The organism is Solibaculum intestinale, assembly GCF_040096205.1.
GTDB lineage: Bacteria > Bacillota > Clostridia > Oscillospirales > Acutalibacteraceae > Solibaculum_A > Solibaculum_A intestinale.
On the sequence record NZ_JBBMFD010000001.1, the window covers coordinates 271,975 to 284,778 of the forward strand.

At 54.5% G+C, this 12,804-nt stretch carries 11 protein-coding genes; 3 read left to right on the plus strand and 8 right to left on the minus strand.

Annotation, left to right across the window (positions count from 1 at the left end):
- Positions 1 to 124: 124 nt before the first annotated feature.
- Positions 125 to 1,792: a dihydroxy-acid dehydratase gene (ilvD, locus tag WMO26_RS01225; RefSeq protein WP_349217703.1), complete on the plus strand. Its 1,668-nt coding sequence runs from the start codon at positions 125 to 127 to the stop codon at positions 1,790 to 1,792.
- A 77-nt stretch (positions 1,793 to 1,869) separates the two neighbouring features.
- Here ilvD and WMO26_RS01230 read toward each other — a convergent pair whose 3' ends face one another.
- Positions 1,870 to 2,502, minus strand: coding sequence for a hypothetical protein (locus WMO26_RS01230; RefSeq protein WP_349217704.1), 633 nt, complete (start codon positions 2,500 to 2,502; stop codon positions 1,870 to 1,872).
- A 112-nt stretch (positions 2,503 to 2,614) separates the two neighbouring features.
- Complete coding sequence (gene gdhA, locus WMO26_RS01235) at positions 2,615 to 3,946, minus strand: NADP-specific glutamate dehydrogenase (RefSeq protein WP_349217705.1); 1,332 nt, start codon at positions 3,944 to 3,946, stop codon at positions 2,615 to 2,617.
- A gap of 219 nt (positions 3,947 to 4,165) precedes the next feature.
- Here gdhA and WMO26_RS01240 point away from each other — a divergent pair, with 219 nt between their 5' ends.
- On the plus strand, positions 4,166 to 4,345 hold the full coding sequence (locus WMO26_RS01240; protein WP_349217706.1) for a hypothetical protein: 180 nt from the start codon (positions 4,166 to 4,168) through the stop codon (positions 4,343 to 4,345).
- A gap of 26 nt (positions 4,346 to 4,371) precedes the next feature.
- Here the strand turns inward: WMO26_RS01240 and WMO26_RS01245 are convergent, their stop codons facing one another.
- The gene (locus WMO26_RS01245; RefSeq protein WP_349217707.1) at positions 4,372 to 5,382 is read right to left on the minus strand and encodes a tyrosine recombinase XerC; all 1,011 of its coding nucleotides are present in this window, start codon (positions 5,380 to 5,382) and stop codon (positions 4,372 to 4,374) included.
- Positions 5,383 to 5,612: 230 nt separating this feature from the next.
- On the minus strand, positions 5,613 to 6,413 hold the full coding sequence (locus WMO26_RS01250) for a ZIP family metal transporter (protein ID WP_349217708.1): 801 nt from the start codon (positions 6,411 to 6,413) through the stop codon (positions 5,613 to 5,615).
- Positions 6,414 to 6,783: 370 nt separating this feature from the next.
- On the opposite strand from WMO26_RS01250, the gene WMO26_RS01255 reads away from it, so the two are divergent.
- Positions 6,784 to 7,065, plus strand: a complete 282-nt coding sequence (locus tag WMO26_RS01255) for a hypothetical protein (RefSeq protein ID WP_349217709.1) — start codon at positions 6,784 to 6,786, stop codon at positions 7,063 to 7,065.
- A 75-nt stretch (positions 7,066 to 7,140) separates the two neighbouring features.
- On the opposite strand, the gene WMO26_RS01260 is transcribed toward WMO26_RS01255, so the two are convergent.
- From WMO26_RS01260 to WMO26_RS01275, 4 genes are all read right to left on the minus strand, one after another.
- A complete protein-coding gene (locus WMO26_RS01260; protein WP_349217710.1) occupies positions 7,141 to 8,097 on the minus strand; it encodes a D-2-hydroxyacid dehydrogenase in 957 nt (318 codons plus the stop codon).
- 45 nt (positions 8,098 to 8,142) lie between these two features.
- Positions 8,143 to 10,083, minus strand: coding sequence for a threonine--tRNA ligase (thrS, locus tag WMO26_RS01265; protein ID WP_349217711.1), 1,941 nt, complete (start codon positions 10,081 to 10,083; stop codon positions 8,143 to 8,145).
- A 359-nt stretch (positions 10,084 to 10,442) separates the two neighbouring features.
- On the minus strand, positions 10,443 to 11,627 hold the full coding sequence (locus WMO26_RS01270) for an ABC transporter permease (protein WP_349217712.1): 1,185 nt from the start codon (positions 11,625 to 11,627) through the stop codon (positions 10,443 to 10,445).
- Between the two features lies 1 nt (position 11,628).
- On the minus strand, positions 11,629 to 12,648 hold the full coding sequence (locus WMO26_RS01275) for an efflux RND transporter periplasmic adaptor subunit (RefSeq protein WP_349217713.1): 1,020 nt from the start codon (positions 12,646 to 12,648) through the stop codon (positions 11,629 to 11,631).
- Between the last annotated feature and the right edge of the window lie 156 nt (positions 12,649 to 12,804).

Sequence of the window (12,804 nt, forward strand, 5' to 3'; positions counted from 1 at the left end):
CGCCTGGGGCGATTTTCCCCCAGGCGCAACGCCTATCATTCCCAGGGAAGTTCTTCGCGAACCTGGGGCTCTTTCTATCTGAAATCTCTGCCGGTGCGAAGCGGCGAAACGGAGTGAAGTTTCCATGATTAGCGACCAAATCAAGAAGGGCCCCGAGCGCGCGCCGCACCGCTCCCTTCTCAAAGCCATCGGTTATACCGACAACCAGATCAAAAAGCCGCTTATCGGCGTGGTCAATTCCTTTAACGAGATCGTACCCGGGCATGTCCATCTGCAGCAGATTTCCCGTGCGGTCAAGGATGGGATTCTGGCGGCGGGGGGCACGCCGGTGGAGTTTAACACCATCGCCGTGTGCGATGGTATTTCCATGGGCCATACGGGGATGAAGTATTCTCTGGCGTCCCGTGAGCTGATCGCCGACAGCGTGGAGTGTATGGCCCGGGCCCACTGCTTTGACGGCCTGGTGTTCATCCCCAGCTGCGACAAAATCGTCCCCGGTATGCTGATGGCGGCGGCCCGCCTCAACCTGCCCTCCATCTTTGTCTCCGGAGGCCCTATGCTTTCCTTGACCTCCGATGAAGGAAAGGCCATGGACTTAAACAGCGTGTTTGAAGCGGTAGGCGCTTATATGGCAGGAAACATGGAGGAGGACCGGCTTTCTTATTTTGAGGACAATGCTTGTCCCGGCTGCGGTTCCTGTTCGGGCATGTTCACCGCCAATTCCATGAATTGCTTGTGTGAGGCGCTGGGCATCGCTCTTTCGGGCAACGGTACCATTCCCGCCGTTTATGCCCATCGGCTGCGCCAGGCAAAAGCAACCGGCGAACGGATCCTTTCCTTGGTGAAGGAGAACATCACCGCCCTGGACATTCTCAACGAAAAGGCGTTTTACAATGCCTTTACGGTGGATATGGCGCTGGGCTGCTCCACCAATTCCATGCTTCATCTGGCAGCCATCGCCAACGAGGCGGGGGTTCCCTTCGATCTCAAGAAGGTAAACGAAATCAGCGCAAAAACGCCCAACCTCTGTCATCTGGCGCCGGCAGGACACCATCATATGCAGGACCTGTACCAAGCCGGCGGGGTGTACGCGGTGATGAGCGAGCTCAATAAAAAGGGGCTGCTTGAACTGGATGCGAACACCATTTACGGGGTGGCTATGGGCGAAGCCATAAAGGGCGCAAAGGTTCTGGATCCAAATGTGATCCGGCCGGTTCAGACGCCTTATTCCGAAACGGGAGGAATTGCGGTACTCTTCGGCTCCATCGCGCCGAATGGAGCGGTGGTGAAACGCAGCGCGGTAGCCAAAGAGATGCTCACCCACAAGGGGCCTGCTCGGGTATTTGACAGCGAGGAGGAAGCCATCGCGGCTATTTACGCAGGGAAGATTACAGCGGGCGACGTGGTGGTCATCCGGTACGAAGGCCCCTCTGGCGGTCCCGGGATGCGGGAGATGCTGTCGCCCACCTCAGCGATTGCAGGGATGGGACTCGATAAGCAGGTGGCTCTCATCACCGACGGGCGCTTCTCCGGCGCCACCAGAGGCGCCGCCATCGGCCACATTTCCCCGGAAGCCGCACGCGGCGGTCCCATTGCCTACATCAAGGAAGGGGACCTTGTTTCCATCGACATTCCCCATTACCGCATCGACCTTGAAATCTCCGAAGAGGAGATGGCAAAGCGCAGAAAAGATATGCAGGTCAAGCCTCCTAGAGAGGTTTCCGGCTATATCAAACGGTATGCCGGAATGGTGTCCTCTGCGGACAAAGGCGCGGTATTGCAAAGTGAATAAAACAATCCCCTGGTCAGCTTTATGACCAGGGGATTGTTTCTACATCAAAAATATCCGCAATGATAATTTACAGCGCGTTACAACCAATCCCCGCGTTCCTTTTTGGCATAGGCATAGCCATAAAACCGCGGGGTTTTGTTCGCAATATCCTCTTCGGAAACACCCCGCCATATCACTAGGTCCCGGTGAAACGCATCGCAGCCGTTTTCCATACAGAGATACTCCGATGTTAGCTCCATCAGTACCATCGCGTCCTCCTGGCAGTCGCACAAAAGCTTTGTCCGGATGGATTGGGCAGGAACCCGGTAAGCATGAAAGGAAAGGCCCAACCTTTCCGCCGGATATTCCCGCGCCTGTTCAAATGAGGTATCCTCTTTGAGATAGCGCCGCAACTCCCGGCGCCTGGGATGAGCGGAAAGGGGAGAGGGGAGAGTTAAAAGATGAGGGTAGTGGTTTAGGATAACATTGACTTTGAGCATCTGAAGCTGCCCGGTGGAGAGAGAACATTCCACCGCATTGTATTCTACTTTGAGATAGGCGATCAGATTTGAAAACGGGCGCAAGTTCACGGTGGTATTCTCTGCCGCCCATTGCAAAAACGCATCCGTTTCCTCCTCTTTTTTGCTCAGATAGACGGCGGTGGGGCCGTCTGCCCCGCCGATGATCCCGATGGAACCGGCAGCTTTACCAAATGCTTTTTTAATGTACATATGGATCGCCTCCTTTTTCTATCTTACCGGAAGTTGGCGCGGAAAACAACACAGCAAAAGTAAAAAGCAGGCTTGCCTTCGGAGCAAGCCTGCTTTTCTGAAACGTTTTTCCTTACACAATACCCTGATCCATCATCGCGTTGGCAACCTTCAGGAAGCCGGCAATGTTGGCACCGAGTACGAAATTACCGGGCGCGTCGTAAGCGGCGGCCGCCTCGGAAATCTGGCGATAAATATTGACCATGATGCCCTGGAGCTTCTGGTCCACTTCTTCAAAGGACCAGCTCAGACGCTGGGCATTCTGGCTCATTTCCAGCGCAGAGGTGGCCACGCCGCCGGCATTTGCCGCCTTGCCGGGAATGTACATAATCTTATTCTTGAGGAATTCCTCGGTCGCTTCCAGGGTGGAAGGCATGTTGGCGCCTTCGGCAACCGCAAGGACGCCGTTCTTAATCAGAGTGCGGGCGTCGTCGCCGTTCAGTTCATTCTGGGTCGCGCAGGGGAGAGCCACGTCACAGGGAATAGTCCAGATGCCCTTGCCCTCGTGATACTCCGCGTTGGTGCGGGTCTGCACGTATTCCTTGATACGGCCGCGGCGCACTTCCTTGATTTCCTTGACAAGAGCAAGATCGATGCCTTCCTCGTCATAAATCCAGCCGTTGGAGTCAGACAAGGCGACCACCTTCGCGCCCAGCTGCTGGGCTTTCTCGGTGGCGTAGATGGCCACGTTGCCCGAGCCGGACACGACGACCTTCTTGCCGGCGAGGGTATCATTGTGGGCCCGCAGCATTTCCGCGGTGATGTAAACCAAGCCGTAACCGGTCGCTTCCTTACGGGCAAGAGAACCGCCGTAGGTCAGGCCCTTGCCAGTCAGAACGCTTTCGTAGCGGTTGGTAATGCGCTTATACTGGCCGTACAGGTAGCCGATCTCACGGCCGCCTACGCCAATGTCGCCGGCGGGTACGTCGGTATCCGCGCCGATATGGCGGTAGAGTTCGGTCATAAAGCTCTGGCAGAAGGCCATCACTTCGTTGTCCGACTTGCCCTTGGGATCAAAGTCGGAACCGCCTTTGCCGCCGCCGATGGGCAGGCCGGTCAGGGAATTCTTGAAAATCTGCTCAAAGCCCAAGAACTTGATGATACCGATGTTTACCGAAGGATGGAACCGCAGACCGCCCTTATAGGGACCGATGGCGCTGTTGAACTCTACCCGGTAGCCCACGTTCACCTGGACATTGCCCTTGTCGTCCACCCACGGCACGCGGAACTTCAGCTGGCGCTCCGGCTCCACGAGGCGCTCCAAAAGCGCTGCCTTCTGAAACTGCGGGTTTTTCTCGATGACCGGCTCCAACGTGGTCAGAACCTCGGTCGCCGCCTGGTGGAACTCTTTCTCACCCGGGTTTTTACGGATCAGTTCCTCAAGGACTTCACTGACATATGACATACTGGAAAAACCTCCTTAGAATATGAATAGACATAAAAAAAGGGCGCAGTTCTCCCTTATAATCGGGAGGCGCCATTGCCTTTACCTATATACTACACGGTTTTCCTCTATATTTCAAGAGGAAATTGCAGAAAATGAAAAAAATATAAAGCAGTCGATTGTAATCCGGTCCCAATCCAGGTATAATAACACAAAGAAAAGACGTAGAGGGGGAGACGGATGCCAGAAGAAAAAGAGCTTCAGGATACGCCAAAGACCCAGCTGGAAGAACCGTCCAAGCAGACAGGACTTGGGGCAACCATCGGAAAGGTTTTGTTTGTAGTGGTACTGCTGGCGATCATTACCGCGGTCGTTATTTTTTCCGACAGCATCATCAACTGGGTGGTCGGCCTGTTTTAAAAAAGAAAAAGAGCCGGAATGAGATTTCATTCCGGCTCTTTTTCTTTTCGCGGCTTTACATGAGCCAAGGGATTTGCGTCCACTGCCTTTTGCAGCTGTTCGTCCACAATATGGGTATAAATTTCCGTGGTGGCCAGATTTTCATGACCTAATATTTCCTTGAGTGCTCGGATGTCCACATTACCATGCTGGTACATCAAAGTAGCGGCGGTATGGCGCAGCTTATGTACCGAATAGCCTTGCCCGTCCAAACCGATTTTTTTGAGATTGGCGTACACCATGGCCTGTACGGTCTTCGGGCTGATCCGCTTTCCGCGGCTGCTGAGGAACAAGGCCTCTCGGTCCACGATCACTTTGATTTCCTCTGCACGTACCTTCCAATATCGGTCCAGCGCGTCCAGGCATGCCTGGTTTAGGTATACCGTTCGTTCCTTATTTCCTTTTCCTACCACACGCATGGTATGATCGGTGCGAATGTCTTTTCCATTTAATCCCACTAACTCAGACAGGCGCAGGCCGCAGTTTAACAGCAATGTCAAAATGCAGTAATCCCGTTCCTTATGAGCGCCGTCTACACTGTTAAGCAGCTCCAAAGACTGCTCGAGCGTCAGATATTTGGGCAGCGATTTTCGCTGATGGGGCACGTCCAGCTCCTTGACCGGGTTTTCTTCCAATCGCATGGATTCGGGGGCCTTCACCGTCAGATACTGAAAAAAGGATTTGAGGCTGGAAACCTTACGGGCACGGGCAGCCGCCTGATTGTGACGTTCCACACGGGCGTACCGAAAAAATTCGTAGGCATCGGTCAGAGTAACTGAACGGATCAAATCTATGTCTACATCATCAATCGGAATGGTTTCAAAGTCCGCATCCTTAGGCACCAAACCGCGCTGCCATTTGATAAACCGGAAAAAGGTGCGCAGATCCATAAAGTATTCTTCCACCGTGGACGGTGACTTGTTGCGGGTGGTTTCCAAGTATCCAAGAAAGTTACGGATGGGTACCGACGCCTGCTCGTAGATGTTATGGCTTGCCAAGAATCTTCCTCCTACTAAGGAAGTAACCTTGGAGGACTATGAAGAGGCTTTTTGCCCTCACCTATTATACAAAACATTTATTTTGTATAATTACCTCTGGGAAAAGCCAGGTATATTTCCGGGCGTTTGCAACGCCCTCCTGTCCCTGGCCTTTCCCAACATATCACCCGATACGGCAACTAAACAAAATGCGCCGTTCTTGTATCATCGGCGGAGCCATGCCTCTTTCCTTACCCCAAAGCTACGTCCAGAATCATCATAATGAGAAAGCCGAGCATCACCCCGGCGGTCCCGGTATGCGAATGCTCTCCCAAATGGGCTTCCGGAATCAGTTCTTCCACCACCACGTAAATCATCGCGCCTGCGGCAAAAGCCAGAAGCCATGGCATGATGCCAGTGACGCTTCCCACCAGCAGCACGCCGATGATACCCGCAATCGGTTCCACAATCCCGGACAGGGCTCCGTATACAAAAGATTTTACACTGGAGAGGCCCTCTTTTTTCAGTGGCAGCGATATGGCCGCGCCTTCGGGGAAGTTTTGCAGACCCATACCAAGAGCTAGCACGGCCGCCGAGGTAACCGTGACCGCACTGTCCACCCCTTGGGCCGCCAGACCGCAGGCAAGGCCTACCGCCAGGCCTTCCGGGATATTGTGGAGAGTGACGGCGAACACCAGCATGGTGGTGCGCTTAAAGGAGGAGCGGACTCCTTCCGGCTCACTTTCACCCGGATGCAGGTGTGGTAAAAGCCGGTCGAGAACCAGAAGGAACAATCCGCCAAGCACAAAACCGCCCGCGGCAGGAATCCAACCGATCTGCCCCTGGTCCTCTGCCATTTCTACGGCTGGAATCAGCAGCGACCAGATGGACGCTGCAATCATGACCCCGGCGGCGAACCCCAGAAAAATCCGTTCCGCTTTCCGCCCGATCCCGCCGCCAAATAAAAATACGGTGGCCGAGCCAAACGCGGTCATGAGAAAGGTAAAGCCGGTCCCAGCCGCCGCCAAGGCAAGCGCAGACCAGTTTTCCATACTTCCACCTCCAAAATGACGTACCGTCGTTTTTCCCATTGTAACACATTCTTTTTTTCTTTCCTAGAGTATTTTGTTCGCTGCGGTCGGTTCTCATACAAAACCAAACAAAAGAAACGGACGGCTTTTCGCCGTCCGTTTTAAGATACCATTCTATTCAGAAAAATAACGGCATTCGGATAGACCTCCTGCTTTTGCAGCCAGACTCCCAGCAGATACCATACAGGAATCAACGCCAGCAATTCCAAACGGACAAAATCCGTAATCATATAAGACAAGCATCCCTTCGCACCAGTGTATGCGGCCGAATACGAATGTGTGTGCATGTCTTCCCTCCTTTTTCGCACACTAAGAAAAAGGAGTTGACTGCATGACTACGCTGATCGCCTATCGGTTTACCAAGGCCCAGGAAGCCTACCAAGCTTTTTTTGATGAGATTCATTCCCTTGCAAAGGGAGAGGAATTGGAGCTGTTCGACGGCTGTATCCTGATGCCATTTGGTATGACGGCGCTTGGCCTTCGAAACCGGTTGCGCCCTTTTCTTGCCCCTGCCGACCGGCTTTTTCTCTGCAACTTTGCGGAGGATTGCGCCGGCCAGCTGCCCCAACGACAGAAAAATTGGCTGAAAGAACATGTGTTCTGGTTCCGATAGCAAACAAAAAACACGCACAGAAGGTTCTGTGCGTGTTTTTTGTTTGCTATCGTTGGGGATCTCTCCCCCTCTTCCCTATTTCACCACATTATTGACCGGATTGCCGTTTAAATAGGCCTTAAAATTCTCTATGGCAACCTGATAAAGCCGGGCGCGGGTTTCATGGGCGGCCCAGGCAATGTGTGGGGTAATGACGCAGTTTTTAGCAAGAAAAAGCGGATTGTCCGGCTTTGGCGGTTCCTTTCGCAGCACGTCCACGCCGGCGCCGGCCAGGTGTCCAGAGTTGAGAGCTTCGGCCAGGTCCTCCTCATTGACCACTGGACCCCGGGAGGTATTGATGAGATAGGAGCCCTCTTTCATCAAAGCCAGGGTATCCCGGTTAATGAGGCCTTTTGTTTCCTCATTGAGAGGGCAATGCAGGCAGAGCACATCCGCCTCCTTCAGTACTGTGTCCCGGTCAGCCCAGCGCACTCCGGAAAAATCCAGTTCCTTTTTCCGGGGCGAGTAGGCCACCACCTGCATCCCCATGGCAAGAGCCACCCGGGCGGTCTGTTGCCCGGTCTGCCCCATACCGATGATACCCATGGTTTTACCGGTAAGCTCAGTCAGCGGTGTCAGCCAGAAACAAAAGTCCTTTGAAGCGCACCAAGCGCCCGCACGGACCGCTTCACTGTGCCGGCTTACCTGATTTGTAAGCTCCAAAAGCAGGGCAAACACCATCTGGGTCACCGCATAGGTGCTGTAGGCGGGGATATTGGTAACAACCAGGCCCAGCTCCTTGGCGGCGGACAGGTCCACCACGTTAAAGCCGGTGGAGAACAAACCGATGTATCTGAGATTTGGGAGAGCGTACAAAATGTCCCGGGTCAGGATGCTCTTATTGACGAACAGCGCCTGCGCGTCCTTCGCACGCTCGATAATCTGCTCTGGGGCCGTGCGGTCGTATACCGTCAGTTCCCCCAAGGCGGACAGGGCATCCCAGCTCAAGTCCCCCGTGTTCAGCGGAACTCCTTCCAACACCACCAGCTTCATGGACATCCTCCTTGCCAAAATGACGAATCTAGAACCATACGATACTTATCTTGCCCGGGTTTTGATTTCTTCCAGCGCCCCGTCGATAAATTCCTCTACCGTCATAGAACCCTTGTCCCCATCCTTGCGGGAGCGTACCGATACAGTTCCCGCCTCCACTTCCTTGTCGCCGATAATCAGCATATACGGGATCTTTTCCATCTGCGCTTCCCGAATTTTGTAACCGATTTTCTCATTGCGCTCGTCCATGGTAGCGCGGATACCCGCATCTTTCAGCCTCTGGTTGATTTCAGCGGCTTTATCGAACAGGCGTTCGCTGATGGGAAGCACTCGTACCTGTTCCGGGCTTAACCACATGGGCATGGCGCCCGCGTACTTTTCCAGAAGCAAAGCCAGGGTGCGTTCGTAGCAGCCGATAGAGGTACGGTGAATGATATAGGGGTTCTTTTTCACACCATCCCGGTCCACATACTCCATGCCGAACTTCTCCGCCAGCATTTGGTCAATCTGGATGGTGATGAGGGTATCCTCCTTGCCGTGGACGTTCTTGATCTGAATATCCAGCTTCGGGCCATAGAAGGCGGCCTCGCCCACTCCAATGACATAAGGAATTTCCAGGTGATCGAGGATTTTCTTCATCGCGCCCTGGGCCTCATCCCACTGCTCAGGAGTGCCGATGTATTTTTCCCGGTCATCCGGGTCCCACTGGGAGAACCGGTAGGACACATCCTCGTATAGGCCAAGGGTCTTGAGCATGTAGATGGCAAGCTCCAAACAGCCCTTGAACTCGCCTTCCAGCTGTTCCGGGGTGCACATCAGGTGGCCTTCCGAAATGGTAAACTGCCGTACCCGGATCAGGCCGTGCATCTCGCCGCTGGCTTCGTTGCGGAACAGCGTGGAGGTTTCGTTGTACCGCAAAGGCAGGTCCCGGTAAGACCGGCTGCGGTTTAAGTACGCCTGGTACTGGAAAGGACAGGTCATGGGACGCAGGGCGAACACTTCGTCGTCCTTCTCCGGGTCGCCCAGCACGAACATGCCGTCCATGTAATGATCCCAGTGGCCGGAGAGCTTATACAGATCGCTCTTGGCCATGTAGGGGGTCTTGGTCAGCAGCCAGCCGCGCTTTTGCTCCTCGTCCTCCACGAAGCGCTGCAAGGTCTGAATGACTCTGGCGCCCTTTGGAAGCAGGATGGGCAGGCCCTGGCCAATGAGGTCGGAGGTGGTGAAATACTCGAGCTCCCGGCCGATTTTGTTATGGTCCCGCTTTTTCGCTTCTTCCACCGCCGTCAGGTATTCTTCCAGCTGGGCATTCTTCGGAAACGCCGTGCCGTAGACCCGGGCCAGCTGCTTGCTGGTGGCGTCGCCCCGCCAATAGGCACCGGTGCACTGTGTAAGTTTAAAGGCCTTTACCACGCCGGTAGACATCAGATGCGGCCCGGCGCACAGGTCCACAAACTCGCCCTGGCGGTACAGGGTGATGCGCTCGCCTTTGCCGGAGTGCTCCTCCACCAGCTCCACCTTATAGTTCTCGCCCGCCTCTTCAAAGAGCTTTTTCGCTTCCTCGGGCGAAACCTCGATGCGCTCTAAGGCCAGGTTTTCCTTGACGATCTTCTTCATTTCCCCTTCGATCTTTGTAAGATCTTCGGGCGTAAAGGGCGTATCGGTATCGAAATCGTAGTAAAATCCGTTGTCAATAGCCGGACCGATGGCCAGCTTTACCTTCGGATAAAGGCGCTTGACAGCCTGGGCCAGAATGTGAGACGCCGTATGCCGAAACGCCCAGCGTCCGTCCGGATCGTCAAAGGTGAGAATTTCCACTTGGCAGTCCTCGGTCAAAGGGGTGCGCAGGTCCACGGCTTTGCCGTTGACACGGGCCGCACAGGCAGCCTTGTAAAGCCCCATGCCGATGGATTTGGCGAACTGAGCCGCCGAAATGCCGGCCTCGGCTTCCTTAACAGAGCCATCTTTCAGAGTAATCTGGATCATCAAAACATCTCCTCACGTAAAATAAAAAGCCCCGTCCCTGTTAACAGGGGCGAGGCAAACGACCACACGGTTCCACCCTGATTCGGCGAAGCTGGCAAAACCGCCTTCTCCGTCTTCTCAGACGAGCCCTTAACGCGGGCAATCCACACGGCGCGCCATTTCCTGCGCGCGGCTCGGGAGGCGGTATCCGAAGCAATGCTCTTTTTTTGCCGCCGAACACACTCTCAGCCGGTGGTGCGTTCTCTCTGCTTGCGGTGCGCACAAAATGGCGCAGGGCATTGGGCTTCCTCCGTCGACACGGTTACTCTTGTTTTGATCATCTTAGCACTGTTTTTTTGGAAAGTCAAGGGGGTCCTTATCTATTCGATGCGCAGCGCTTCCACCGGGCGAAGCTTGGAGGCCTTGTAGGCCGGGTAAACGCCGAAGAAAACACCAATGAGCATGGAGACGCCGATGGCGTTTAGAATGGTGGGCCACTGAATGGCGGCGGACATACCTACCGCCATAAGCCCCAGCATGGAAATCCCCAAGCCCACCAGCGCCCCTAAGAGACTGCCAATGGCGGTTATGAACACCGCTTCTAAGAGAAACTCCACCATGATCTTATGGTTTTTGGCGCCGATGGCTTTCTTGATGCCGATTTCTCTGGTCCGTTCGGTGACGGACACCAGCATGATGGTCATAATCCCAAGCCCTGCCACAATCAGGGAGATGCCGCCGATGAGGGAAAGAACCAGGGTGATGATATCCAGCATGGACATGAGCTGATCCCGCTGCTTAGCCAGGTTTTCCGCATGGAAGGCGCCGGTGGTGCCGCTTACCTGGTCGAGGGCGGAAATGATGCTGCTCTGGGCATCCTCCACGTTGCTGCCGGGGTTTACCTTGACGGCGATCTGGTCAAACTTATTGATGACCGCGTATTCCTGCAAGGAAGTATAGGGCACGTACACGATGGAGGGCACATAGTTGCCGATGACGTTTTGCATGATGCTGCTGCCGGCACTGACGATGCCGACGATTTCATAGGTTTCCTCATTGCCGTTCATGAGAATCTGCATGGTTTTGCCCACGATGTTTTCCCGCCCATAGGTGGACAGGGCATAGTTTTGGTCCACAAGGCAGACCTTAGCGGTATCCTCCACATCGTTTTTGTTGATCAGCCGGCCGTGAAGCAGCTCCAGGGAAATGATCTGCTTGGCGCCTGAGTCGATTCCCCAGACCAACGAATCGGACTTCTCCCCTTTTAGGGTGGAATCGGTATAATACATAATCAGGGGCATGGCGTTTTCCACCGAAGGCAGCTCCCGGATGGCGTTGAGCTCGTCCATCTGCAAGTGTACAGAGGTGGAGGTTCCGTAAGCAGCGGTGGAAACGCTCAAACCGGTAATACCCATGTTGTCAAGCTCGCTGGTGACCGCTGCTTTGCCCGCGTCGCCGATGGCGCCGATGACCACCACTGACGCAATTCCGATGGAGATGCTCACAATGGTAAGCCAGGTTCGCATGCTTTTGCGGGTCAGGTTACGCACTGCGATTTTGAGCATTTCAAGCATCCGCATCCACCCCATTCGCAAGCTTTACCCGCACTCCATGGCCGGTGATGTCGTCCGGGTTTAAAATGATTTTGTCCCCCGCCTTGAGTCCACTGGTGATCTCCACCCCATCGGTCAGCTCCCGCCCGGTGGTCACGTCCACCCGATGGGCTTGGGCCATGGAGTAGATATACACGTATTCGTTGCCCTCCTCGTCCTGACGCACCGCTTCATAGGGCACCAGGATGGACTGGCTGAGCTGTGAGGTGGTGATGCTCGCTTCCACATTGTAGTTGGGCTTTAGATGTTCGTCCGCCCCGTCGATGGATACAATGGCGTCCACCACCGTTTCATACGCAGCGCCGCTTAGCTGCTGCCGGGCGGAAGGAAAGATTTTCTGGATGGTACCGGTGTACGTATGGTCTTTAAAGGCTGTCCCGGTAATGGAAACCGGCTGGCCCACGGCCACGTCCCCGATTTTGGATTCGTTGATGGACACCTTTACCTGCAAGCTCTCCAGGTCGGAGATGGTGACTACGGCGGTGCCCGGCGTGGTCAGCCCGCTTTGGGAGACGCTCAGGCTGGTGACGGTGCCGGAAATGGGGGCCTTGACCACACCGGGAATGTCATCCACGCTCTCGACCGTGGAGCTCTGTTGCTTGGAGGAAGAAGGAACAGAGGAACTGGATGTCCCCAGGCTTCCCAGCACCTCCTGGGACAGGCCCATGGAACTGCTGTAGGAAAGCAAGGTAAAGGTTGCCTGCTGGTCCACATAAAAAAGCGGCTGGCCTTCGGTAACCGTGTCCCCCACGGCCACCTTTACTTCCGATGCCACCACCGGCGTGTCCAAAACTACGTCTTTTTTATTGGTTTCCTCGATTTTTCCGGAGCACTTGACGGTATTCTCCACTTCGCTGACCTGAGCGGTATAGATGGTTACCTCGGTTACAGGCGGCGCAAACAGGTTCGCACCCGTAAAGACACAGGCAATCACCAACGCGGTGGAAATCAACAGAATCACATACTTTTTCATCCAATAACCCTCTCCTTATCCCACAAAACCGCCTTTTCCAATGGAAATGACGGTATGTAATGGAAAAAATAAAGCCAAGACGGCGCGCGTTCGGCTGTCTGGCTTTATTCTTTGAAGGAAAGGCGGTTTTATGTCCGTCTTTTTCTAAAAAAGCAA